General features: G+C 68.8%; 19 protein-coding genes and 1 riboswitch. Of the genes, 10 read left to right on the top strand and 9 right to left on the bottom strand.

The genetic code is table 11. The features are described from left to right. Positions 1-183 precede the first annotated feature (183 nt). A riboswitch (cobalamin riboswitch) is annotated at positions 184-412 on the top strand. 130 nt (positions 413-542) lie between these two features. The 3 genes from btuB to ACFWZ1_RS00735 all read left to right on the top strand — a co-directional run bounded on the left by btuB (position 543) and on the right by ACFWZ1_RS00735 (position 6,583). Next, positions 543-2,393, top strand: coding sequence for a TonB-dependent vitamin B12 receptor (btuB, locus tag ACFWZ1_RS00745; protein WP_439665083.1), 1,851 nt, complete (start codon positions 543-545; stop codon positions 2,391-2,393). A gap of 251 nt (positions 2,394-2,644) precedes the next feature. Further along, positions 2,645-5,824 (top strand): efflux RND transporter permease subunit, encoded by a 3,180-nt coding sequence (locus tag ACFWZ1_RS00740; protein ID WP_231322705.1) that lies wholly within the window; start codon positions 2,645-2,647, stop codon positions 5,822-5,824. A 228-nt stretch (positions 5,825-6,052) separates the two neighbouring features. After that, positions 6,053-6,583 (top strand): acyloxyacyl hydrolase, encoded by a 531-nt coding sequence (locus ACFWZ1_RS00735; protein WP_439665082.1) that lies wholly within the window; start codon positions 6,053-6,055, stop codon positions 6,581-6,583. Between the two features lie 98 nt (positions 6,584-6,681). Here ACFWZ1_RS00735 and ACFWZ1_RS00730 read toward each other — a convergent pair whose 3' ends face one another. The 5 genes from ACFWZ1_RS00730 to ACFWZ1_RS00710 form a co-directional block, all read right to left on the bottom strand. After that, positions 6,682-8,205 (bottom strand): DHA2 family efflux MFS transporter permease subunit, encoded by a 1,524-nt coding sequence (locus tag ACFWZ1_RS00730; RefSeq protein ID WP_231322700.1) that lies wholly within the window; start codon positions 8,203-8,205, stop codon positions 6,682-6,684. A gap of 81 nt (positions 8,206-8,286) precedes the next feature. Further along, on the bottom strand, positions 8,287-9,480 hold the full coding sequence (locus ACFWZ1_RS00725) for an HlyD family secretion protein (RefSeq protein ID WP_439665081.1): 1,194 nt from the start codon (positions 9,478-9,480) through the stop codon (positions 8,287-8,289). Positions 9,481-9,489: 9 nt separating this feature from the next. Further along, positions 9,490-10,968, bottom strand: coding sequence for an efflux transporter outer membrane subunit (locus ACFWZ1_RS00720; protein WP_439665080.1), 1,479 nt, complete (start codon positions 10,966-10,968; stop codon positions 9,490-9,492). A gap of 22 nt (positions 10,969-10,990) precedes the next feature. Then, the gene (locus ACFWZ1_RS00715) at positions 10,991-11,446 is read right to left on the bottom strand and encodes a MarR family winged helix-turn-helix transcriptional regulator (protein ID WP_231322695.1); all 456 of its coding nucleotides are present in this window, start codon (positions 11,444-11,446) and stop codon (positions 10,991-10,993) included. A 73-nt stretch (positions 11,447-11,519) separates the two neighbouring features. Next, a complete protein-coding gene (locus ACFWZ1_RS00710; RefSeq protein ID WP_231322693.1) occupies positions 11,520-11,768 on the bottom strand; it encodes a hypothetical protein in 249 nt (82 codons plus the stop codon). A gap of 259 nt (positions 11,769-12,027) precedes the next feature. On the opposite strand from ACFWZ1_RS00710, the gene ACFWZ1_RS00705 reads away from it, so the two are divergent. Together ACFWZ1_RS00705 and ACFWZ1_RS00700 are read left to right on the top strand one after the other, a co-directional pair. Next, the gene (locus ACFWZ1_RS00705; protein ID WP_439665079.1) at positions 12,028-12,882 is read left to right on the top strand and encodes a helix-turn-helix transcriptional regulator; all 855 of its coding nucleotides are present in this window, start codon (positions 12,028-12,030) and stop codon (positions 12,880-12,882) included. Between the two features lie 67 nt (positions 12,883-12,949). Continuing rightward, positions 12,950-13,312, top strand: a complete 363-nt coding sequence (locus ACFWZ1_RS00700; protein WP_439665078.1) for a hypothetical protein — start codon at positions 12,950-12,952, stop codon at positions 13,310-13,312. A 117-nt stretch (positions 13,313-13,429) separates the two neighbouring features. Here ACFWZ1_RS00700 and ACFWZ1_RS00695 read toward each other — a convergent pair whose 3' ends face one another. Beyond that, positions 13,430-15,850 carry a S9 family peptidase gene (locus tag ACFWZ1_RS00695; protein WP_439665077.1) on the bottom strand — a complete coding sequence of 807 codons (2,421 nt, stop codon included), beginning with the start codon at positions 15,848-15,850 and terminating at the stop codon, positions 13,430-13,432. Positions 15,851-15,999: 149 nt separating this feature from the next. On the opposite strand from ACFWZ1_RS00695, the gene ACFWZ1_RS00690 reads away from it, so the two are divergent. The 4 genes from ACFWZ1_RS00690 (at position 16,000) to hemC (ending at position 19,657) form a co-directional block, all read left to right on the top strand. Further along, a complete protein-coding gene (locus ACFWZ1_RS00690) occupies positions 16,000-16,665 on the top strand; it encodes an alpha/beta hydrolase (protein WP_439665076.1) in 666 nt (221 codons plus the stop codon). Positions 16,666-16,790: 125 nt separating this feature from the next. Continuing rightward, complete coding sequence (locus ACFWZ1_RS00685; RefSeq protein WP_439665075.1) at positions 16,791-17,837, top strand: sensor histidine kinase; 1,047 nt, start codon at positions 16,791-16,793, stop codon at positions 17,835-17,837. Beyond that, a complete protein-coding gene (locus tag ACFWZ1_RS00680) occupies positions 17,837-18,541 on the top strand; it encodes a LytR/AlgR family response regulator transcription factor (protein WP_231322682.1) in 705 nt (234 codons plus the stop codon). Before ACFWZ1_RS00685 ends, ACFWZ1_RS00680 begins: the two co-directional genes overlap by 1 nt. Before the next feature lie 201 nt (positions 18,542-18,742). Beyond that, positions 18,743-19,657 (top strand): hydroxymethylbilane synthase, encoded by a 915-nt coding sequence (hemC, locus tag ACFWZ1_RS00675; RefSeq protein WP_439665074.1) that lies wholly within the window; start codon positions 18,743-18,745, stop codon positions 19,655-19,657. 181 nt (positions 19,658-19,838) lie between these two features. Here hemC and ACFWZ1_RS00670 read toward each other — a convergent pair whose 3' ends face one another. Together ACFWZ1_RS00670 and ACFWZ1_RS00665 are read right to left on the bottom strand one after the other, a co-directional pair. Then, positions 19,839-20,648, bottom strand: a complete 810-nt coding sequence (locus ACFWZ1_RS00670; protein WP_231322678.1) for a DUF481 domain-containing protein — start codon at positions 20,646-20,648, stop codon at positions 19,839-19,841. A 93-nt stretch (positions 20,649-20,741) separates the two neighbouring features. Next, positions 20,742-21,656: a hypothetical protein gene (locus ACFWZ1_RS00665; RefSeq protein ID WP_439665073.1), complete on the bottom strand. Its 915-nt coding sequence runs from the start codon at positions 21,654-21,656 to the stop codon at positions 20,742-20,744. A 125-nt stretch (positions 21,657-21,781) separates the two neighbouring features. Between ACFWZ1_RS00665 and ACFWZ1_RS00660 the strand changes: the two genes are divergently transcribed. Beyond that, positions 21,782-22,765, top strand: a complete 984-nt coding sequence (locus ACFWZ1_RS00660; RefSeq protein WP_231322674.1) for a helix-turn-helix transcriptional regulator — start codon at positions 21,782-21,784, stop codon at positions 22,763-22,765. A 91-nt stretch (positions 22,766-22,856) separates the two neighbouring features. Here ACFWZ1_RS00660 and ACFWZ1_RS00655 read toward each other — a convergent pair whose 3' ends face one another. Beyond that, entirely contained in the window at positions 22,857-24,623 is a 1,767-nt protein-coding gene (locus tag ACFWZ1_RS00655; protein ID WP_231322672.1) for an SLC13 family permease, read from the bottom strand. Between the last annotated feature and the right edge of the window lie 75 nt (positions 24,624-24,698).

Here is a 24,698-nt window from a genome sequence, read left to right as displayed (position 1 = left end):
CGTTGGCTGGCTTGGAACTATCGCCCGCCCCCCCGATCAGGGCTTTGTCTGATCCGCAATCACGCAAAGCGATGAGTTGCTCTTGGAACGTAGCGCCCGCCGTAACGGTATGTCAACTTTTTTTTAGCGTTCCCATCCCAATTCCAGAGCGATGCGGGCTTGGCACCGGTGGGCTGAAATTCCTACTATTGCCTGGTTTCGGGTGTCCCTGCTGGCCCAAGAGCTGGCGGGATGAAACGGGAAGCCGGTGCGTTGTGCGATGCACAACAATGCCGGCGCTGCCCCCGCAACGGTAAGCGAGTCGAACGGACGGCACCACGCCACTGTGCTCATGAGCATGGGAAGGCGCCGTCCGGCAGGCACAGAGCCTGCGCCCGCGAGCCCGGAGACCGGCCCGAAGCATTTGCCTGGTGGACCTGCGGTGGGCGGGCCGGACCTCGTGCGTGGCCTCGCGCCTGCCCGTCGTTCCCCCTGCCTCCGGCCGCCAGCTCATCCACGCTTGAGGCCGTGCGTGGGCGCGCGGCCAAGGAACGCACACATCCATGAAGAAGACACTGCTTGCCGTCGCCCTGTGCGGCAGCTCGTTCGCCGCGCTGGCGACCGGCACCTCGGATCCGGTCGCGCTGTCGCCGGTCATCGTCACCGCCACGCGCACCGCGATCACCGTCGACGATGCGCTGTCGTCGGTCAGCGTGATCACCCGCGAGGACATCGATCGGCTGCAGCCGGTCTCGCTGATTGACCTGCTCCAGGGCCTGCCCGGCGTGACCTTCGCCCAGGCTGGCGGACTCGGCCAGCAAAGCTCGCTGTTCCTGCGCGGCACCAATTCCTCGCATACGCTGCTGTTGATCGACGGCGTGCGCGTGGGCACGGTGAGCGCCGGCATTCCTGCCTTCGACCAGTTGCCGCTGGACCAGATCGAGCGCATCGAAGTGGTGCGCGGGCCACGCTCGAGCCTGTATGGCGCCGACGCGATCGGCGGCGTGATCCAGATCTTCACCCGGCACGGAACGCGCGATAGCGGCCTGGCGCCATCGCTGCGGCTGGGCGCCGGCAGTCGCGACTACGCCGACGGGCAACTCGGGCTGGCCGGCGGCGACAAACACGCCTGGTACAACCTGAGCCTCGGCAGCCAATACACCCGCGGCATCAACGCCTGCCGCGTGGGTGCAGGCACGGTCTTCGCCGGCTGCTTCACCGACGAGCCGGACGCCGATGCCTATCGCAACCGCAATGCCCTGGCCAACGCCGGCTACCGCTGGGACAACGGCACGGAGCTGACCGCGACCTGGCTGCGCAGCGACAGCCGCGCGGAGTTCGACGGCGCTCCCTACGGCAACCAGCACCACAACCGCCAGCAGGTCGCCGGCGCGCAGTTGGGCTTCGATCCGCTTTCCTTCTGGAAGGTCACCCTGGCGGGCGGTCAGAGCCTGGACGAACAGCACACCGACAACGACGGCGTGTTCGTGCGCTACGGCAACTCGCGCCGCAACCAGGCCTCGTGGCAGAACGACCTGAGCCTGGCGGACAACCAGTTGCTGACGCTGGGCGTCGACTGGCAGCGCGAGCACCTGTCCAGCGATACCGGCTACCTGGACGACAGCCGCAGCGACACCGGCGGCTACGTGCAATACCAGGCCAACTTCGGTCGCCACGAAATGCAGCTGTCGCTTCGCCACGACGATAACCAGCAGTTCGGTGGTCATACCACCGGCGCGGCGGCGTGGGGTTACGCGTTCGACCACGGCCTCAAGCTGTCAGCCAGCTGGGGCAGCGCCTTCCACGCGCCGACGTTCAACGACCTGTACTACCCCTACGGCAGCGGCAACCCGGACCTGCAGCCGGAAACCTCGCGCAGCGCCGAACTCGGCCTGGCGCAGCAGCAGAACGACTGGCACTGGGCGCTCAACGCCTACCAGACCACCATCGACCAGCTGATCTCGCTGGATGCCAATTACTTCCCCCGCAACATCAGCCGCGCGCGCATCCGCGGACTGGAAGCCCAGGCCGGAACGGCGCTCGCCGGCTGGCGGGTTGAAGGCTACCTGACGCTGCAGCGGCCAGAGAACCGCGATGGCGGTGCCAATGATGGCCATCTGCTGCCGCGCCGTCCCGAGCGCACCGCGCGGCTGGAGCTCGACCGCCGCTTCGGCGCGTTCGGCGTGGGCGCCACCCTACTTGCCGCCGGCGCGCGCTACGACGACCTGGCCAACCGGCACCGGCTGGGTGGCTATACGACCGCCGACCTGCGCGCGAGCTACGCGTTCGCGGGCGACTGGCAGGTCGAGGCACGGCTGGCGAACGCGTTCGATCGGCACTACGAAACGGTCTACTACTTCAACCAGCCAGGCCGCAGCTGGTATCTGACGCTGCGGTACACGCCCGGGGGTTGAGGTTCCCGCGAGCCTGCCCCATCCGCCCGTCGGGCATCTTCCTCCGCAGGCGGGGGAAGGACCCGCCTCATCCGGCCCTGCCTTTCGGCAGGGGCCGGACTTCAGGCACATCCTCCGCCGCGAGCACCCGGCATAACGTGCCGCATGACCCTGCCCATCCTCTGGCCCACGAACCACGTGGCAGCAGCGCGCTACGCTAGCCATCCCGGCGCGGCACCTGCCGCGCGCCCTCCCCGCGGTACGGACGCCCCGTGAACATCTTCGCCCCCCTGATCCGCCGCCCGATCGGCACCTCGCTGCTGGCGCTTGGCCTCACCCTCGCCGGCGTGTGGGCCTACCTGCTGCTGGGCGTGGCGGCATTGCCGTCACTCGATTTTCCCGGCGTCTACGTGGTGGCCAACCAGCCTGGCGCCAGCGCGCAGACCATGGCCAGCACCATCCTGGCGCCCCTGGAGCGCCACCTGGGCCGCATCCCGGGCGTGGATGAGATGTACGGCAACGCCACCGAGGGGCAGGCCTCGGTGATGGTCCGCTTCACCTTCGACCGCACCGCCGACAGTGCCGCGCGCGACGTGCAGGCGGCGATCAACGCGGCCGCGCCGGACCTGCCCTCTGGCATGCCCGGACCACCGCAGTATTTCAAGTTCGACACGGCGCAGATCCCGATCCTGTTCATTACGCTGACCTCCTCGGGCATGCCGCAGGACCAGCTGTTCGACTTGGCCGACACGCTGCTCAAGCCCGCCGTCTCGCAGATCCAGGGCGTGGCGCAGGTGCAGGTGTTCGGCGGCACGCCGCACGCGGTGCGCATCGAGCTCGATACCGACGCGTTGGCAGCCAAGGGCCTGACCTCCAACGATGTGGCCAACGCCCTGCGCGCGGCCAACGTCACCTCGCCGCAGGGCACGCTGAGCGACGGCCGCACGCAGATGACCGTCACCGCCAGCGACGGCCTGCAGACGCCGGATGAGTTCGCCCACTTGCTGATCGCCATGAAGCATGGCGTGCCGGTACGCCTGTCCGACGTCGCCCACGTCTACGGCGGCCAGCAGGACAAGTACCAGAGTGCCTGGTTCGCCGACGCCAGCGGCAGCGCGCGCACGGTCGGCCTGCAGATCAGCAAGCGTCCGGAGGCCAACGCGGTGGCAACGGTGGAGGCGATCCGCGCCAAGCTGCCGCAGCTGCGCGCCTCGCTGCCGGCCAGCCTGCAGATGAACGCGGTGTTCGACCTCACCCAGACCACCAAGTCGGCGCTGCACGAGGTGGAGGTCGCGCTGCTGATCTCGATCGTGATGGTGGTGCTGGTGATGCTGGTATTCCTGCGCCGGCTGCGACCGACGCTGATCGCCACGCTGAGCGTACCGCTGTCGCTGGCCGGCGCGTTCGTGGCGATGTGGGCGCTCGGCTACACGCTCAACACCTTGTCGCTGGTCGCGCTGGTCCTGTGCATCGGCTTCGTCGTCGACGATGCGATCGTGGTCATCGAGAACATCGTGCGCCACATGGAACACGGCATGCCGCCGCTGCAGGCGGCGCTGACCGGCGTGCGCGAGATCGGCTTCACGGTGGTGTCGATCACGTTGTCGCTGGTGGCGGTTTTCGCGCCGCTGCTGTTCGGCAACAACATGCTGGTGATGCTGCTGCGCGAGTTCTCGGTAACCCTGACCGCGGCGGTGGTGATCTCGGCGATCGTCTCGCTAACGCTCACGCCCGCGTTGTGCGGCCGGTTGCTGACCGCCGAACCGGCCAACCCGCCGCCGCCCGGGCGCATCGAGCGCGCGGTGGAGAATTTCGACCGTGCGCTGCTGAAGCGCTACGAGCGCGCGCTGGATTGGGCGATGCACCATCGCCGGCTGATGCGCTGGCAGCCGCTGCTCCTGCTGGTGCTGACCGTGCTGCTGGGCATCGCCGTAGGCAAGACCGCCGGCGGCACGTTCATGCCCGACGAGGACACCGGCCAGCTGCAGGCGCAGGTCACCGCCGATGCCAACATCTCGCCGGAGCTGCTCACCGAGCGCGTGCTGCAGGTGGCCAAGATCATCAAGGAAGACCCGGCGGTCGAGGACATGCTCACCATGCTCGGTGGCGATGGCGGCGGCGGCGGCGCGGTCGGCAACTCGGCGCAGATGTTCATGGACCTGAAGCCGCGCGGCGACGCGCCGGGCGACCGTCGCATCGGCGCCAAGGAAGTGGTCGAGCGCCTTTCCAAGCGGCTGGACAAGCTTGCCGGCGTCGAGGTCGAGCTCAGCATCGCGCAGTTCCTCGGCGGTGGCGGCAGTGGCGACAAGGGCGGCCAGTACGAATTCCAGCTGGTCAGCGACAATGGCGGCGACCTGCAGCCGTGGACGCTGCAGATGGTCCGCCAACTGCGTGAGAACAAGGAATTCCGCGACGTCGGCAGTGACTTCGACCAGGCCGGCAAGCAGCAGATGCTCAAGGTCGACCGCGAAGCCGCCGGCCGCCTGCACGTGAGCATGGGCGACATCGACTCGGCGCTGTACAACTCGTTCGGGCAGAACCCGGTGTCGGTGATCTATTCGGACATCAACCAGTACCGGGTGGTGCTGACCTCGGCCGGCGCCGAGTCGATCAGCCCGCAGTCGCTGCTCAACATCCACGTGCGCAACAGCCGCGGCGAGATGATCCCGCTCTCCGCGCTGGCGCGGATCGAGCCCAACATCGCGCCGATGCGCATCCGCCACCACAACCAGCTGGAAGCGGCCACGGTCACCTACAACCTGGCCAAGGGCGTGGACCAGCAGCGTGGCGTCAAACTGGTCGAGCAGGCCGCCTTCGCGGTGCACTTGCCCGACGGCTTCCGGGTCGACTTCACCGGCGCCAACCAGCGACTGCAGCAGGCCAAGTCCAACGGCTTCATCCTGCTGCTGGCCTCGATCGTTGCGATGTACATCGTGCTGGGCATCCTCTACGAAAGCCTCGGCCATCCGCTGACCATTCTTTCCACGCTGCCGGCCGCGGGCATGGGCGCGTTCCTGGCCATGCTGGTGACGCAGACCCAGCTCTCGCTGATGGCGATCATTGCGATCCTGATGCTGATCGGCATCGTCAAGAAGAACGCGATCCTGATGGTCGACTTCGCACTGGTCGCCCAGCGCGAGCGCAACCTGGCGCCGCCCGATGCGATCCGCGAAGCGGCGTTGGTGCGCTTCCGTCCGATCACGATGACCACGCTGGTGGCGATGGGTGCGGCGCTGCCGCTGGCGATCGGCTTCGGCATCGGTTCGGAAATGCGCCAGCCGCTGGGCATCGCGATCGTGGGCGGCCTGCTGGTCTCGCAGCTGTTGACCCTGCTCAGCACGCCGGCCATCTACCTGTGGGGTCACGACCGCAAGATCCGCAAGGCCGCGCGCAGGCAGCGGCGTGAGGAGAAGAAGCGGCTCAAGGCACTGGGCAAACAGCAGACCGCCTGAACGGTGTCCCGAGCAGGGAACCACTTGTGGCGAACGCTTTCTGCCTGTCAGTGGCATCGCCCGCAGGTGGGTCCTGGCCGGCTTCGGCATCGCCATCGCCACGACCGTTATGACTGATCCGTGGAACACAGCGTTCGCCAGCATGCACGGCGCGCTTCACCCAACGACGACGGGATAAAATAAACTATTCAGTACACGAACTTGCCTGCCCCAGGAAAGGGTTCCCACATGCTCCCCGCCTCCTCGCGTCTTCGCGGCGCGCTGACGCTGCTCCTGACCCTCGCCGCGCTGCCCGCGGCCGCCGCCCACGTGGAAGTGCAGGGCGGGCGCAGCTACATGGACGACCATGGCGCCAACACGGCGTTCGTCGAAGCGACGTTCGCGCCGCACGCGATCGGACGCAGCGGCCGGCTGGACTGGTCGCCGGACATTTCCGCCGGCTGGATCGACAATCGCGACGTGAGCCGCTACCGCAACGCCGAGTTCGATACCCGCGATTCGGTGGCGCTGCTGGCGGCCGGCGCCCGCTTCCACTACGGCGCGCCCGATGCCTGGTATCGCCCGCTGTTCTTCAGCTTCCAGCTGGCCGGCACCAACCACACCACCCAGGCGCTGTCGAGCCATTACCAGTTCGTCAGCACGCTGGGCTGGCAGGGCGAACACCTGAGTTTCCAGCTGCGGCACGTGTCCAACGGCGGGCTCAACGGACCCAACCGCGGCGAGACGATGGCGCTGGTCGGCGTCGGCTTCGACCTCTGAGACGTAGCGGTTCGGAGGGCGGCTTTCGCCCACCGCCCGGATTCGCGGACGGCTGTCATCCCTATAAAGAGAAAGGCGCCCGCGGGGCGCCTTTCTTTTCAGTGCCCGCCGCTGGCGGCCGGTCCGGCCTTGGCGAGGAACGGCGGCCGGGTCAGCCAGATCACCAGCACCAGGCTGATGAAGACCCAGCCCAGCACGTGGAAGACCTCGTTGAAGGAGATCTGGTAACCCTGCTGGGTCGCCATCTGATTGATCATGGCAGCGGCAGTCTGGGGATCGCCCATCGACTCCATCGCCGCGCGCGTGCCGGGATCGTACGCGGTGATGTGCTCGACCAGTTGCTCGTGGTGGGCCACTGCGCGGCGTTCCCAGAACAGCGTGGTGATCGACGCGGAGAAACTGCCGCCCAGCGTACGCAGGAAGGTCGCCAGGCCCGAGCCCGAGGCGATCTCGTTCTGCTGCAGGTCCGACAGCAGGATGGTCAGGATCGGCATGAAGAACAATGCCACGCCCAGGCCCTGGATCAGCTGCACCAGCGCCACGTGGTAGAAGTCCACGCCGATGTAGAAGTCCGAGCGCATGAAGCATGTCACGCCCAGCACGATGAAAGCCACGGACGCCACCGCGCGCAGGTCGAATTTCGGCGCGAACTTGCCCACGAAGAACGTCAGAAGAACCGGCAGCACACCGATCGGCGCGGTGGCGAAACCGGCCCAGGTCGAGGTGTAGCCCAGGTTCCGCTGCAGCCACAGCGGCATCAGCAGGCTCATCGCGAAGAACGCCGCGTAGGCGAGGACCAGCGCGATCGTGCCGTAGGTGAAGTTGCGGTGGCGGAACAGCTTGAGATCGACGATCGGGTCCTTGTCGGTCAGTTCCCAGATCAGGAAGATCGCGATACTGATCGCCGAAACGATGCTGGTAACGATGATGAAGGTGGAGTTGAACCAGTCCTCGTCGTTGCCCTTGTCCAGCACGACCTGCAACGCGCCTACGCCGATGATCAGGGTGATCAGGCCCACGTAGTCGATCTTCGGGCGCTCGGTCCTGTCCACCCGCCCGCGCATCTGGTTGCCCACCACCATGCTGGCGAAGATGCCGATCGGCACGTTGATGAAGAAGATCCACGGCCACGAATAGTTGTCGGTGATCCAGCCGCCCAGGATCGGGCCGGCGATCGGCGCGACCACGGTGACCATCGCCAGCAGCGCGAGCGCCATGCCGCGCTTGGCCGCCGGATAGATCGAGATCAACAGGCTCTGCGTGATCGGGTACATCGGGCCGGCCACCGCGCCCTGGATGGCGCGGAACACGATCAGCATGCCCATGCTCTGCGACACGCCGCAAAGGAACGAGGTCAGCGCGAACAGCAGGGTCGACCAGATGAACAGCTTCACCTCGCCGAAGCGGCGGGTGAGGAAGCCGGTCAGCGGCAGCGAGATCGCCATGCTCACGGCGAAGGAGGTGATCACCCAGGTGCTCTGGTTGACGCTCACGCCGAGGTTGCCGGCGATGGTCGGCAACGACACGTTGGCGATGGTGGTGTCCAGCACCTGCATGAAGGTGGCCAGCGAAATGCCGACCGTGGTGAGCGCCATGCTGGGTGGACGGTATTGGGTAGTCATCGCAGGGATTCGCTCTCTTGCAGGAGTGCCTTGGGCGCGACCGAAATCCGGTCGCGCTCAAGGGGCGCTCCTGCAGGTGGATTACTTGCCGCTGCCGGCCATGTTCGCGTGGACGATCTGCGCGATCAGGTCGTCGGCCTTGTGCAGCTGCTTCTCGTACACATCGGTGCTGAAGGCCGGCTTGGACGGCGGCTCGACCGCCAGCATCGGGCCCTGCTTGTCGTGCAGGTTGACCGTCACGTCGGTGGACAGGCCGATCCGCAGCGGATGCTTGCCCAGCTGGCCCGGATCGGCGAACACCACGCGCACTGGCACGCGCTGGACGATCTTGATCCAGTTGCCGGTGGCGTTCTGCGCCGGCAGCAGCGAGAAGGCGCTGCCGGTGCCCACGCCCAGGCTCTGCACCATGCCCTTGTAGGTCACGTCCCCGCCATACACGTCGGCGTGGATTTCCACCGGCTGGCCGATGCGCATGCCGGTCAGCTGGGTTTCCTTGAAGTTGGCGTCGATCCACACCGCGTTGAGCGGCACCACGGCCATCAGCGGCGTGCCGGGCGCCACGCGCTGGCCCAGCTGCACCGAGCGCTTGGCGACGTAGCCGTCGACCGGCGCCACGATGGTGGTGCGCATCGCGTCGAGGTAGGCGGCGCGCAGCTGGGCCGCGGCCGTCTGGACGTCCGGATGCGAGGCGACCACGGTGTCGTCGACCAGCACCTTGCTGGTCTGGTACTGCTGGGTGGCCGCGTTCAGCGCGCTTTCGGCGGCGGTCATCTCGTCGCGGGCGTGCGCCAATTCCTCGGCCGAGATCGCACCGGACCTGGCCAGGTCGCGGCGGCGGTTGTAGTCGGCACGGGCCTTCTGCACCGCCACCTTGCGCGCGGCGACGTCCGCCTGCGCACCGGTCACGGTGCTGTACAGGCCGCGCACCTTGCGCACGGTGCTGGCGAGGTTGGCCTTCGCCTCGGCCAGTGCGACCTGCGCATTGCTCGGGTCCAGCTTGATCAGCGTCTGGCCTGCCTTGACGCGGTCGCCGTCGTCGGCGCCGATCGACACCACGGTGCCCGGCAGCTGCGGGGTGATCTGCACGATGTTGCCGTTGACGTAGGCGTCGTCGGTGCCTTCGTACCAGCGGCCGTCGAAGTAGTACCACAGGCCCCAGCCGATCAGGGCGAGCAGAACCACCACGCCGAGCGCGCGCAGCAGGAAACCGCGCTTGTTCTTCGCGGCCGGCGCAGGGGTGGCGCCGTTGGGTTGGGAAGCAGGCTGGGTGGACATGGAGAAGCCTTAGGAATGAGCGGGGGCGGAGGGGGTGGATGCGGTGGGCTGGTCGGCGGTGGGCTGGCCGGCCGTCGACTCGGGGCGGTAGCCGCCGCCGAGGGCCTGGATCAGCTGCACCGAAAGATCGACCTGCTGCGCCTTGAGCGCGGCCATGCGCTGCTCGGCGAGGAGCAGCTGCTGGCGCACGCTGAGCGCCTCCAGGTAGCTGCCCACGCCGGCGCGATAGCGCTGCTCGGCAAGGCGCCAGGCGTCGTTGGCGGCATCCAGCGCACGCTGTTGTGCCGCGACCTGGGTGGCCAGCGACTGCTGCGCGGCGTAATCGTCGGCGACCTCGTTGAGCGCGCCGACCAGGGTCTGGTTGTACTGCGCCACGACCAGGTCGTACTGCGCATCCTTGGCCGAAAGGTTCGCGCGCAGACGGCCGCCGTCGAAGATCGGCAGACTGAGCGACGGGCCCGCCTGATAGAACAGCGAGGAGGCGCGGAGCAGCGGGTTGCCGCCCATGGCGAGCAGACCCGCCATGGCTCCCAGCTTCACGTTGGGCAGGAATTCGGTCTTGGCCGCGGTGATGTCCTGGCCGGCCGCCTCGACGCGCCAGCGCGCGGCGACCAGGTCGGCGCGATGACCGACCAGCTCGACCGGCAGGTCGGTCGGCACCGCGACGGCGTCGGGCGTCAGCGGCTGCGGGCGGGCAATGTCCAGCCCACGGTCCGGGCCCTTGCCGAGCAGCACCGACAGTGCCGAGCGGGCCGCGTCGATGGCGCGCTGGGCGACCGCCAGCTGCTGTTCGGCGGTGGCTACCTCGGCATCGCCCTGCTTGAGCTGCAACTGGCTGTCGAGGCCGGCGCGGACGCGCTGGGCGGTCAGTTCGCGTGCCTTGCCGGCGCGCTCGAGTTCGTCCTGCGCCAGGTCATGCTGGGCAAACGCGTAGCCCAGCTGCGCATAGGCGCGCGCGACGTTGCCTGACAGCTCGATGCGCGCCGCGCGCGCCTCGACTTCTGCGGCGCGCGCCTGGCCCAGCGCCGCTTCCCATGCGGCGCGCTGGCCGCCCCACAGGTCCAGGCCCCAATCGAAGCTGAGGTAGCCGAACTTGGCGACCGAGAAATGTGCGTTCTCGCCGAGCAGGCCCGACGGCGGCTTGGCGCCGGCCACGCTGGCACCCAGGCCCAGTTGCGGTTGGCGCGCCGCGTCGGCGAGGCCGGCCGCCGCCTGCGCGGCGCGGGCACGCGCGTCGGCCGCGGCCAGGCCCGGATTGCCGGCCAGCGCTTCGTCGATCAGGGCATCCAGCTGCGCATCCCCAAGGCCGCTCCACCACGCCCGGTCCGGCCAGGCGGCCGGCGTGAGCGAGGCTTCGCCCAGGCTGCGCTGGGCCTTCAGCGTGGACGGTTCGGGCAGCTTGCCGTCCGGATGCAGGCCGCCGCTGCTGGCGCAACCGGCCAGAACGAGGGTCAGTGCGGTGGCCGCCGCAAGGAGTTGCAGACGCATGTGTGGGGATTCCGGGTGAGAGTCAGTCTTTGTCGCGCAACGCGTGCAACACGCGCGTCAGGTAATCGTGCAGGTGCCGGCGCTCGGCTTCGCCGAGCGAGCGCTGTGCCGCTTCCAGCACGCGCTCGTTGCAGTCGGTCAACTGCTGCCACAGCGCGTTGCCCTGTTCGGTCAGCTCGATGCGCAGCGCGCGCCGGTCCTGCTCGTGCGGGCAGCGGCGCAGGTAGCCCTTGCCTTCGAGCTGATCCAGCTGACGGGTCATGGCCCCGCCGTCGAGCTCGACCGCGCGGGCCAGTTCCGAGGCGGTCATCGGCCCCAGCCGGGCAAGCCGCTTGAGGATCAGGAACTGGGTGAAACGCAGCTCCACGCCCAGTGCCGCCAGCTCCGCCTCCATCGCGCGCACGATTTCCGAGCGGACCAGGCCGAGCAGGACGCCCAGGCTTTCCTGGGCGGTGTAAGCGAGCGAGTCGTTTTCCATGCCGCGCATTCTATTGCCGTAAGAATATTTGTCAAGGCAAATATCGTGGCGGCGACATTTGTTCGGGCAAGAGTCAGGCAGCGCGCGCCTGGCGCGCCGCCAGTTCGTCGCGCACCAGCGTGGCCAGCGCCGGATCGCGGATCGTGAACAGCTCGAAGACGCCCAGCGCGTGCAGTGTCGGCAGCAGCGCGAGCAGTCGCGGCTCGGCCTGGCAGCGCACCGGCTCGGGAGTGGCCGGGTCGAGCATGAGTTGGGCATGCACCACGAAATCGACGAGCGCGTCGGTGTCGGGCGCGGCGGGTGGCGGAGTGATGAGCGACATGCCGATCTCCTTAGGTGGGGCATTGTCGGGACGGCCCCGGTCGAGCGCTTGAACCGAAGGGCTGACCTTTCGCACGTAGGACGTGGCAACAGGCAGCAACGTGACAGCGTCCGGTGCGGCCGGCGGATGGGGATGTCCGCGACGGGCCCGCGCACGAGGCGTGCGCCGGCACGCAACATTAGCCGGCGGCGGTTACCATGGGCAGGCAGCCGATACTGCTGGTACCCCCACTACCACCCGTCCTCTCCCGGGGCTCACGATGAGCACGCGCATGCAACGCATCGAGTTGAAGGCCTTCCTGCGCGCGCGGCGCGCGGCGCTGGCGCCCGAGGCGGTCGGCCTGCCGCGCGGGCAGCGTCGGCTGACGCCCGGCCTCCGTCGGGAGGAAGTGGCCGCGCTCGCCGACGTGGGTCTCACCTGGTACACGTGGCTGGAGCAGGGACGGCAGATCAACGTCTCGGCCGCCGCACTGGCGCGCATTGCCCGCGCGCTGGCGCTGTCGTCCAGCGACGAGGCCTATCTGTTCGCGCTGGCCGGGCTCACGCGGCCCGAACCGGCACCCGCCCGGATCCAGGTGCCGGCGCCCATCCTGGGCATGATCGAACGCTACCAGGGCCCGGCCTTCGTGCTCGATCCGCTGTTCGACCTGCTCGCCTACAACCGCTACGCCGATTTCCTGTTCGACTTCGAGGCGGTGCGCGGACCGTTCTCACGCAACCACGTCTGGAACGCCTTCATGCATCCACCGCGGCGGGTGCTCTACCAGCCGCATTTCATGCGCAGCGCGGCCAACCTGGTGGCGATCTTCCGCATGAGCCACGCCGCGCACCCGGACGATCCGCGCTTCGACGACCTGGTCGAGACGCTGGTGCAGACCAGCGCGGAGTTCGCCGGCCTGTGGGAGCAGCAGGAAACCGCGCCGCTGTCCGCTCTGGAGCTGCCGCTGTACGACGCGCGGCTGGGCCATTTCTGCGTGCATTCGACACGCCTGCCGATCCGCGATGGCCAGGCCGACGGCGCCACGGTGTTCTGCTTCGTGCCGGCCGACCCAGCCTCGGCGGCCTGTTTCACGCGCCTGGTGGAACGGGTCGACGAGGCGGCGTTGCCGGCCTGAACGGCTGACACCGGCATCACGCAGCCGGATCGACGATCGTCGCGCTATCCCGCAAAGGAGCGCGACCATGGAACCGATGTTGAGCATGCGTACCGCGGCGGTGCTGCTGGCGCTGGCCGCACTGGGTGGCCTGCTGATGGCCGGCATCCGCTTCGCCGGCAAGCCGCACCCGCCGACCTGGCTGGCGATGGGGCACGGTTTCATCGCCGGCGCGGCCGTCACGTTGCTGGTCTACGACTACTTCACCACGGGCCTGCCGGGACTGGCGCAGCTCGCCCTGCTTCTGTTCGTGCTGGCGGCCGCCGGCGGCATCGTGATGAACCTGGGCTACCACTGGAAACAGCTGCCGCTGCCCAAGTGGCTGGTGGTGGTGCACGCGCTGATCGCGATGATCGGCTTCGTGCTGCTGCTGATCGCGGCCTGGCGCTGACTCAAGGTGGGCTTCGGCCCACCTTTCCCGCGGGGCGCCGGTGGGCCCCGAAGCCCACCCTAGGTTGCGTCTGGCGCCGCGCTCCCTCTCCCTCCGGGAGACGGACGTTGCGGCGCCTTACCTGACCGGCTTGACATAGGTGTCGAACAACTCCTCGATGCGCCGGTATTCGTCGTACCACGAGTCCGCGTGGACGAAGCCGTGCCGCTCCATCGGGTAGAGCGACATCCAGAAGTTCTTCTTGTGCAGCTCGATGAAGCGCTGGTAAAGGCGGATCGAATCGGCCGCCAACACGTTGTCGTCGATCAGCCCGTGCTCGATCAGCAGCGGGTCGGCCAGCTGGTCGGCGAAGTTGATCGGCGAGCTGATCGCGTATGCGTGCGGGTCGAGCTCCGGCGAATTGAGGATGTTGGCGGTGTACTCGTGGTTGTACAGCCGCCAGTCGCTGACCGGGCGCAACGCGGCGCCGGCGGCGAACTCGCCCGGCGCGCGCAGGAGCGCCATCTCGGTCATGAAGCCGCCGTAGCTGCCGCCGTAGATGCCCACGCGCCTGGGGTCGACTCGGTGGTTCTTCACCAGCCATGCCTTGCCGTCGAGCAGATCTTCGAGCTCCGGATGACCCATCTGACGGTAGATCGCGTCGCGCCAAGCGCGGCCGTAGCCTTCGGAGGCGCGGTAATCCATGTCCAGCACCACGTACCCCTTCTGCACGAGCATGTTGTGGAACATCTGCTCGCGGAAGTAGTAGGGCCAGGACTCGGTGACGTTCTGTGTGTAGCCGGCGCCGTGCACGAAGATCACCGCGGGCCTGGTGTCGGGGTTCTCGTCGGCGGGGCCGTAGTACTTGGCGTAGATGGTGCCGGCGCCGTGGCTGGAAGGCACCTCGACGATCTTCGGGGCGATCCAGTCGTGCGCAGTGAACGCGCTCTTCATCGTGCGGGTCAGCTCGCGCGGCGTGCCGCCGGCGGCCGGCTGCACGGCCAGCTGGTCGAGCACGTAGGCCGAGGAATGCAGCACTGCCAGGCGGCTGCCATCGGGCGACAGCTCGAACCCGTCCATGCCCTGGTAACGCGTGACGCGAGTGAGTTCGCCACCATCCCTCGGCACGCGATAGACGTCATAGCTGTAGGGCGCGACCTGGTTGGTGCGCAGGTAGAACCACTGGCCATCCGGCGACAGTTGCGGGTGGCTGACCTCGAACTTGCCGGACGTCAGCGCCTTCGCCTTGCCGTCCAGCGATTTGACGTATAGCTGCGACCAGCCGCTCTCCTCGGACAGGTACCACAGGGTGCGGCCGTCCTTGAGCCAGCCGAAATCGTTGAAGTTCCAGTTGATCCAGGCGTCGTCGTGCAGGCGCTGCTGGTTGACCAGCGCGTGGTTCGTGAAGTCGACGCTGGCGATCCAGCGGTCCTTGTTGTCGATCGCGCGCAGCTGGATGGCGAGGTTCCGGCCGTCCGCGCTCCACACGATGCCGCCGCCACCGCCGTCCTCGGCACTGGAGACGATGCGCACCGGGCGCACGTCGGGAGCCTTGAGCGCCTTGGCCTGCTCGTCCTTGCCAGCCTTCGTCAGGGCCGCGACGGTCTGCGCGCGGATCGCGGCGAGCGGGTCGTCCTTGATGCCTGGGAGGTTCTCGACCGGCAAGGCGTAGTGCCGGTGTTCGCGCAGGTCCAGCAGCATGAGCGACTGCGCCGCCGGTTCGTTGTGGCCGACGTAGACGTGCGTGTCCTCACCCTCGGCGTAGCCCGAATCGGTGACGTAATGGGTGAGCTTGGGCTGGCGACCCGCCTCATAGGCTTTCGGCCGCGTGACCACCAGCAGCCAGCGGCCGTCGGGCGAAAGTTCGGTGTCTACCGCCACGATCTTGTCGCCCAGCCAGAACGGCTGCGGCGCGCGGCCCGGGTCGGCCGCGGCCAGCGCCTTGGCGTTGGCCTTTTCGGCGTCCTTGTCGGCCTTGAGCTGGCGCAACGTGGAGAAGAGTTCGAGCTGTTCGTCTTCCAGCGCGTCGGTCTTTTTCCCGTCCGGGTCATCGGCGAATTTCAGCACCGCCACCGGCGTGCTGACGCCGCGGGCCAGGTCATAGCTGTACCAGTCGTCGCCGGAGCGGTACTGCAGCGCGCGGCTGTCGGCGGAGAACTGCGGCGCCGATTCGTCCTCGACCGTCTGTGTCACCTGCACGGTGCGCCCATCGGCCAGCGTGCGCAGGAATACGTCGCCATGGCGCACGAACGCGGCATAGCGGTGCGTGCGGTCGTACACCGACGGGCCGTCGGCGTTGGCCACGCCGGCGGGATCGAGCTTCTCGCTGCGGCCGGTCACCGGATCCACGCGGTACAGGTCGCGGACCTCGCTACCGTCACGCTTGAGCTGGTAGTAGATCGCCTGCCCGTCGGCGCTCCAGTAGGGCGACTCCACCGCCTGCCCGATCCAGTCGGGATTGGCCATGATCGTTTCCAGAGCCAGCGGCGCGGCGGGCGACGCCGCCAGCGCCGGCAGCGCGGTAAAGGCGGCCAGGCCCGCCAGGAAAAGTCGACGCATGGAAGCGCTCCGCCAGTTGCAAAACACCCGAGCATAGCCAAGCCTGCCTGTCCCGCAAGCGCCACAAGTCCCGGCGAAGGCCGCGCGGGTTGGCGATCACACAATCCATAAGCGACACTGATCGACTTGCGCACACCACGGCAACATCCATGAACCTGCTCCCCAGCGTCGAACACGAGACCGGCCCGGACCCACGCCACAGCGTGATCTGGCTGCACGGGCTGGGCGCCGACGGCAACGACTTCACGCCGATCGTGCCGGAACTGGTGGACAGCGCCTGGCCCGCGCTGCGGTTCGTGTTCCCGCACGCACCGGTGCAGCCGGTCAGCGTCAACGGCGGCGTGCCGATGCGTGCCTGGTACGACATCTTCGGTTTCGACGCGCGCGCGCCGCAGGACGAGGCGGGCATCCGCCGCGCGATCGGGGCCGTGGAGGCGCTGATCGCGCGCGAGCACGAGCGCGGCGTGCCGAGCGAGCGAATCGTGCTGGCCGGCTTCTCGCAGGGCGGCGCCATCGCACTGGCCGCCGGGTTGCGCCATGCGCAGCCGCTGGCCGGCATCGTGGCGCTCTCCACCTACCTGCCGATCAGCGCCACGCTGGCGCCCGAGCGCAGCACCGCCAACGCGCGGGTGCCGATCTTCTGGGGCCATGGCACCGCCGACCCGATCGTGGTGCTGCAGCGTGGCCTCGATTCGCGCAGGTTGCTGGCCGGGTTGGGCTACACGGTCGACTGGCACACTTACCCCATGCCGCATTCGGTCTGCGCCGAAGAAATCACCGACCTGCGCCACTGGCTCACCGATCGCCTCGGCTAGCTCCCTCTCCCCTTCGGGAGGGGCTGGGTTAAGGGACGGCGCTCGCCCCGAACCCCATCACACGTGGGGATTTCCCCGCCCACGCCATGGCGGGAGAACCGGCAAATGCCGGCATACTGATCCGCATGAGCGCCCAGTCCGCCCGCCCCACCACGCCGCTGCCCGACTTCTGCCGCCTGCCGGCGGTCGCCGCGCTGTTCGCGGTCGGCGCGCTCACCGTCACATTGATGTGGCTGGCGCCGGACAACACGCGCGACTGGCGCGGTTACAGCGTGGGCATGTTGTTCGTGACCTGGTTGTCGATGCTGATCGCCCTGGCGCTGTGCTACGCGCGGCCGTGGCTGCAGCGGCTGGGCGGCTGGATGCCCTATGCCGGCGTGTGGCTGCTGATCGAGCTGGTGGTGGCGCTGGCCAGCGCGCTGGCCCGCTGGATGGACCTGGCCCTGCAACTGAACCTGGTGCATGGCGCGCCGATGGCCTTCGTGCGCGACAACTTGCTGATCGCCGCGCTGCTCGGCGCGGCGATGCTGCGCTACTTCTACGTGCTGGCGCAGTGGCAGGCGCGGCTGGCCGCGGTCGCGCACGCGCAGGTCGATGCGCTGCAGGCGCGCATCCGCCCGCACTTCCTGTTCAACAGCATGAACACCGTGGCCGCGCTGGTGCGGGTCGATCCGGCCGCGGCCGAGCGCACCATCGAGGATCTTTGCGAATTGTTCCGCGCCGCGCTCGGCCAGTCGGGGAGCCGCGACGGCACGCTGGGCGAAGAGCTGGCGCTCGTCGAACGCTACCTCGCCATCGAGCAGCTGCGTCTGGGCGAGCGTCTGCGCGTGCGCCGCGAACTCGACGGGTTGCCGATGGACTATCCGCTGCCGCGATTGCTGCTGCAGCCGCTGGTGGAGAACGCCGTGCGCCACGGCATCCAGCCCCGGCGCGAGGGCGGCGAGATCGTGCTGGGCGGCGCGCTGGACGGTCGCGCGTTGCTGATCGACATCAGCAACCCGCTGTCGAATGCGCCGACCACGCCCGGCCACGGCCACGGGCTGACCAACGTGCGCCAGCGCGTGGCCTACCGCTATGGCGCGCGCGCCGCGGTCGACGCGGGGCCGGACGCGGACCGCTTCGTGGTGCGCCTGCGCCTGCCGCTCGATCCTCCACCGGCGGAGTCCGCCTGATGCGTGTGCTGATCGTCGACGACGAACCGCTGGCGCGCGCGCGCCTGGCCGCGCTGCTGGGCGAGTGCGATGAGGTGGTGGTCGCCGGCAGCGTGGCCGACGGCGAAGCCGCGCTGGCAGCCATCGGCGAAACGCAGCCGGACCTGCTGCTGCTGGACATCAACATGCCGGGCCTGGACGGTGCCGCGCTGGCCGCGCGGCTGGCCGGGCATGCGCGTCCGCAGGTGGTGTTCTGCACGGCGTACGAAAACCATGCACTGACCGCCTTCGAGCTGGGCGCGGTCGACTACCTGCTCAAGCCGGTGCGACTGGAACGCCTCCGCGAAGCCCTGCAGCGCGCCCGTCAGCGCCTGGCCGCGGTGCCGGCCGAACCGGTCGGCTACCTGCGCGGCCGGCTGCGCGGCCAGCAGGTGCGCATCGCGCTGACCGAGGTGGTGTGCCTGCTCGCCGAGGAAAAATACGTGGTCGTGCGCCATGCCGGCGGCGAGCTGCTGATCGAGGAATCGCTGCGCCAGCTGGAGGAGGACCACCCTAACCAACTGGTGCGCCTGCACCGCAACTGCCTGGTGCCGGCACCGCGGCTGCTGGGCCTCAAGACCCTCCCCGACGGCCGCGTGCTGGCACGGCTGGCCGGCACCGAGTTCAGCCCCGAGGTGAGCCGGCGCAACCTGCCGGCGGTGCGCAAGCTGCTGCGCGCGGGTTAGAAGTTCGGGCGGTGGAAGGGTCTGCGCGGAGGGCTCGCCGCGCGGTCCTTTTTCGACGCTTCGTCGAGCCACAGTGGCCCACGGCCGCGCGGAAGGGGGTGAGCTTGCCTGCGCAGGCGTTGCGGCCTGGGGCGCCACGCCGCACGCGCGCTGCGGCGATTGCGGCGACAATAGGCATTCAGCGTCATCGCCGGAGTTCCCATGCAGCCTTCCATCCTGCGCATCGCCACCCGCAAGAGCGCCCTGGCGCTATGGCAGGCCGAGCACGTCGCCGCGCGTCTGCGCGCCGAGCACCCGGGCCTTGCCGTCGAACTGGTGCCGATGACGACCCGCGGCGACGAAATCGCCGACCGCCCGCTTGCCACCATCGGTGGCAAGGGGCTGTTCCTGAAAGAGCTCGAAGTGGCGATGCTGGAACACCGCGCGGACCTGGCGGTGCACTCGCTCAAGGACGTGCCGGCCGAACTGGAACCGGGTTTCGTGCTGCCGGCGATGCTGCCGCGCGCGGATGCGGCCGATGCGTTCGTCAGCAACGACCACGCCACGCTGGATGCGCTGCCTCTGGGCGCCCGCGTGGGCACCTCCTCGCTGCGCCGTCAGGCGCAGCTGCGCGCGACGCGGCCGGATCTCGAGCTGCTCGACTTGCGCGGCAACGTCAACACGCGGCTGGCCAAGCTCGACGCCGGCGACTACGACGCCATCGTGCTGGCCTGTGCGGGGCTCGAGCGGCTGGGCCTGGCAGCGCGCATCCGCCAGCGACTGGCCGCGCCGGATTGGCTGCCGGCACCGGGCCAGGCGGCGATCGCGATCGAGGCGCGCGCGGATCAGCCGGCCGTACTGGCGCTGCTGGCGGCACTGGACGATGCGGACACGCGTGTGACGGTCAGCGCTGAGCGCGCGATGAACCATGCGCTCGGTGGCAGCTGCACGGTGCCGGTGGCGGCATGGTGCGTGCTGGGCGAGCGCGGCCTGCATCTGCGCGGGCTGGTCGGCGATGCGGCGAGCGGTCGGCTGGTGCGAGCGGAGGCAGGCGGGCCGGCCGACCAGCCAGAGATGCTCGGTCGGGCGGTGGCCGATGCTTTGCTGGCGCAGGGCGCCGGCGACATGCTCGGCTGAACCGCTTCGCTCCCTGTCCCCGCCCGGGAGAAGGACCGGAATGCGCGGGCTCACTGGCCGGAAGGCGAGTCCAAAGTCAAGCGCTCTGCTGCCGACGCAAGATTGCCCCTCACCTCAATCCTCTCCCCGATGGGGAGAGGAAGCCAAGGAGGCGCTTCGCGCCACGAAAGCTTGATCGAGGCTAGAAGTTGTAGACCAAGTTGGTCGTGGTGAGCGTATCGGTGCTCTGCGTGCCCGGCTGCGTGTCGGAGTTGTAGCGCACCTGGAAGCCCAGCTTGAGCGCCAGCTTCTTGGTCATGCTGACCGACAGGCCCGCGTCGTTCTGGTAGTACTTGTTCTTCGAGCCCGCTTCGACCAGCAGCGTGTCCTCGAAGGCGGTGTTGTCGGTCAGGCGGTATTTGAAGTTGATCAGGCCGCGGCCGACCAGTTCGCTCTCGGTGGGCTGGCGCACGTCGGTCGCCACGCCGTTGACCAACACGGTGGTGTCGGCCGGGCGGTAGCGCTTGTAACCGGGACCGATTTCGAAGGACAGCTCCGTGCGCTCGTTCTTCAGCGCGATGTAGCCATAGCCCAGCGAAACGATGCCCTGCCACAGGTTGGCGCCGAAGTCGTCGTGCTCGTAGCGGCCCGCGCCGACGATGTAGCTGCGCGGATCGAGCTTGTAGCCGACCGAGGCGCCGCCGTCGTAGCGATTGGCGGTGGTGGTGAAGCGATCGACCGTGTTGCCGCTGGCGTCGAGCACGGTGACTTCGCCCTTGGAACGCATGCCGTTGAGGAAGAAATTGTTCTTCCAGTACTCGTTTTCCTGGTTCAGGCCGAGCTTGGCGTTGACGTTCTCGGTGCGCGAGTTGCCGCGCGCCGAGGCGAAGCCGAACTCGCCCGAACCGGTCCAGCCGCCGTTGTCGGTGGCCGTGGTGGTGTCGGCGTCCTGCGCCTGCACCACGCCGGCGAAGGCGAACAGGCACGCGGCTGCGATCAGGGTCTTGGTCATCGGGCGATCCATGAATGGGGCGAACAGAGAGCCCGCCACCTTAATGCGGCGGATTGAACTAGCAGTGAATACGCACGATTCTGGCGTGCATCGTTACCGAACCCGGGCGGATGCAGCGTCGGCGCGGCACAGCCGCGCCAGCGCCGCCTCATAGGCGCGTTGCTCGATGGTGCGGCCCAGCAGGCAACTCGCGGCAGCCAGCGCCACCAGCGCCACGCCCGCGTCGGACAGGTCCACCACCAGCAAGGCCAGGCTGGGCACGGCGTAAGTGAACAAGGCCGCGACGAAGCGAGCGGTGCGTCCGCGCATGCGTTGCGGCGGCGAGCGTCCCCCCGATGGGCTGAGCGCCTGCCAGCGCAGCCCCTCGATCAAGCCCAGCAGCAGTGCCAGCACGAGCAACACCATGATCCAGGGCCGCGTGCCGGCCGGGTGCACGGCGCCATCCTGCGCGGCCAGGCACAACCACAACCACAGCCCGCCCGTGTACCAGGACGCCACTACCCGGCTCACCGGCAGTTGCGCGGAACAGCGCGCCACACCGTCCGACAACCGCCGGCGGTAGCTGTGCACCGTGTAGACCAGGCTTGCGGCGCTGCATAGCGCCAGCGCCGCGCCGGCCACGCGGGTCGCCCAGAACGTGTTCTCGCCACGCACCAGGCCGGCCACCGCCAGCATCGGCAGGTACGCCGCCAGCGCCAGCAGCGCCTCGCGCGTGGGTCGGCTGCGCCGTGCGGGGAACCAGCCGTGCCACTCGGACAGCCCCCGAAGGTGCAGGCAGGCGACCACCAGGCCCGCACTGACGAACGCCGCACCCAGCGCCAGCGGCACCAGCGCCTCGCTGCGCCCACCACGGTAGATGCCCAGCGCCAGCGCCAGCCCCAGCAACATCCACAGGCCGTAGCCGGACAGCGCCAGGGTGCGCAGCAGCGAGGCCGGATAAGCCGGGGGCAGCGGGTGCTCGCGCGCGGTGGCGGAGACACAGGCCTGCATGTCGCTGGATGGATGCATCACATCGAAGGCTCGGCGGCTGGGGAAAAACCGCGACCCGGCTCTCGTGCCGGGCCGTGCGACGGACTTGCGGCCGCCGCGGGCCGTACCCATGCTACACAAAGCTCCCACCCCAGCGGTATGCCATGGATCGCTACGAACGCATTCTGACCCTGCACCGGGTTCTCAAATCGGCACATTACCCGGTCCCGCTGGCGCGGCTGATGGACGAGCTGGAATGTTCGCGGGCCACGCTCTATCGCGACGTCGCCTTCCTGCGCGACGGCCTGGGCGCGCCGATCGAAAGCGCCGGCACCGACCAGGCCGCGTTCCGCTACGAAGTGGGCGAGGGCGAGCGCTTCGAGCTGCCGGGGTTGTGGCTGACCTCCGACGAGCTGGCCGCGTTGCTGGCGCTCAACGAACTGATCGGCCGCTCCGGCCCCGGCGTGCTGGCCGGCGCGCTGGCTCCGTTCAAGGCGCGCATCGAGCGCCTGCTCACCGGGCAGGAAAAGGCCCGGGCGCTGCCGATCGAGCGCATCCGCGTGATCCCCTGGGGCGAGCGCAAGCTCGACCAGCAGGTGTTCCGCGTAACCGCCGGCGCGGTGCTCGAACGCAGTCGCCTGCGTTTTTCCTACCGCGCGCGCACCACCGATTCGGACAGCAAGCGCACCGTCTCCCCGCAGCGACTGACGCATTACCGCGACAACTGGTACCTGGACGTGTGGGATCACGACCGCGAGGCGTTGCGCAGCTTCGCGGTGGATCGCATCCGCGAGGCGCACGCGCTGGACGAGCCGGCGATCGACGTGCCGGAAACCGATCTCAACGAACTGCTCGCCTCCAGCTACGGCATTTTCGCCGGCAAGCCCAAGGCCTGGGCCACGATCCGCTTTTCCGCGCACGCCGCGCGCTGGGTGGCCGACGAGCACTGGCATTCGCAGCAGAAGGGCGACTGGCTGCCGGACGGGCGCTACGAGCTCAAGGTGCCGTACTCGAAGTCGCGCGAACTGCTGATGGACGTGCTCAAGTACGGGCCGGACGCCGAAGTGGTGGCGCCGCTGCCACTGCGCGAGGAGATGAAGAGCCTGCTGCACATGGCCCTTGGCGCCTACCAGCAAGGCGCGCGCTAACGCGGCTGAAGCCCTCTCCTGCGTCGGGGAGAGGGCGCTGAAGCTTCCGTCGCCTATCTTCCGGTCCCGATCGACTTCCGGTTGTCGGCCGTCACGGATGGAACGGCCAGAACTGCGGGATCAGCCACATCGATAGCGTGCAGAACAGCGCGATCAGCGGGATGCCGACCTTCATGAAGTCGGTGAAGCGGTAGCCGCCGGCGTAATACACCATTGTATTGGTCGGATAGCCCACTGGCGTGGCGAACGAGGTCGCGGCGGCGAACGCCACCGCCACCACGAACGGACGCGGGTCGGCATGCGCGGCATGCGCCACCGTGACCGCGATGCTCACCATCAGCACCACCGAAGGGTTGTGGCCCATCAACTCGGTGAGCAGCGCGGTCAGCAGGTAGACCATCAAGAGCGCCGCCAGCGGACCGTGGCTGCCGACCAGCCCCATCGCACCCTGCACCACCACGGTCGACAGGCCAGTCTTCTCGATCGCCAGTCCCAGCGGCAGGATCGCGCCGAGCAGGATGATGATCTTCCAGTCCATCCCCTCGTAGATGTCCTTGCGGCCGAAGCAGCCGGTCAGCGCCATCGCGGTGGCGCCGCACAGCGCGGCGATCGGGATCGGCAGCCAGTGCATGCCGGAGGTGATCACCACCGCGGCCATGATCGCCGCGGCGATCCACGCCTTGCGCGTGCTGCCACGCGCGTCGTCGCGCTCGCTGAGCACGATGAACGCATCGTCGGTACGCAGCTTGGGCATGCCGCCCTCGTCGACCAGCGCCAGCAGCACGTCGCCGACCGCCAGGTCGGTATTGCTCAGCTTGTCGCGCAGTACCTGGCCGCGCCGGTGCACCGCCAGCACGGTGGCGCGATAGCGCCAGTCCAAACCCAGTTCGGCCAGGCGCCGGCCCTCGGCGGGGCTGCCCGGCGCGACCATCAGTTCGGCCAGCACGCGCGGGCGATCGCCGTCGCGTTCGTAGTGCTGGTCGGGGGCGTTGCGCAGGCGCGCGCGGCGCTGGAATTCCTCGATCTTGTCCCAGTCGCCACGCACCAGCAGCACGTCGCCGGCGGCCAGTTGCTGCTCGCGCGGGGACCACATGCGCCGCTCGCCGCGCAGCAGCTCCAGCGGATAGACGCCGTACTTGTCGCCCAGCTGGGCATCGGCGATGCGCGTGCCCAGCAGCGGCGAGTCCTCACCCACCACCAGCTCGGTCACGTACTTGCCCACGTCGCCGCCTTCGGGAAGCGCGGCGTCGATGTGCTTGGGCAGCAGCTTGCGGCCGATCAGCATCATGTAGGCCATGCCGGCGACCGCCAGCAGCGCACCCATCTTGGTGAATTCGAATACCCCGAACGGGGGCAGGCCGTGCTTCTGCGCCAGGCTGTCGGTGAGCAGGTTGGAGGAGGTACCGATCAGCGTGCACACGCCGCCCATCTGCGCGGCGTAGGCCATCGGCATCAGCACGCGCGCCGGCGAGGTGCCGGTGCGCTGGCACACGCGCAGCGCCAGCGGCAGGAAGGTGGCGACCAGCGCGATGTTCTTGACGAACGCGCCCAGCGGGGCGATCGCCAGCATCATCGCCAGCGTCAGCAACCAGGGCTTGCGGATGCGCATCAACAGCCGCGTCAGCGGCTCCAGCGCGCCGGAGCGCTCGATGCCCAGGCTCAGCGCGAACATCGCCGCCACCGTCACGGTGGCCTCGTTGCTGAAGCCGGACAGCGCCTCCTCGGGCGTGACGATGTGCAGCACCACCAGCGCCGCCAGCGCGAGCAATGCGACCAGGTCGATGCGCACCTTCTCGCTGGCGAACAACGCCATCGCGCCCACGATGATCGCCACCGTGGCCCAAGCCTGCCAGCTCATGCGCGCTCCCCCCGACGGCGAGCGGGGCGGCGCGGGGCCGGCGGACGGGGCCGGGCGTGCAGGCGGGTCTTGGCT

Source organism: Frateuria sp. GZRe14 (assembly GCF_051900395.1).
Classification (GTDB): domain Bacteria; phylum Pseudomonadota; class Gammaproteobacteria; order Xanthomonadales; family Rhodanobacteraceae; genus Frateuria_A; species Frateuria_A edaphi.
Note: the sequence above shows the minus strand (reverse complement) of the source record. Positions and strands in the feature narration are given on the sequence as shown.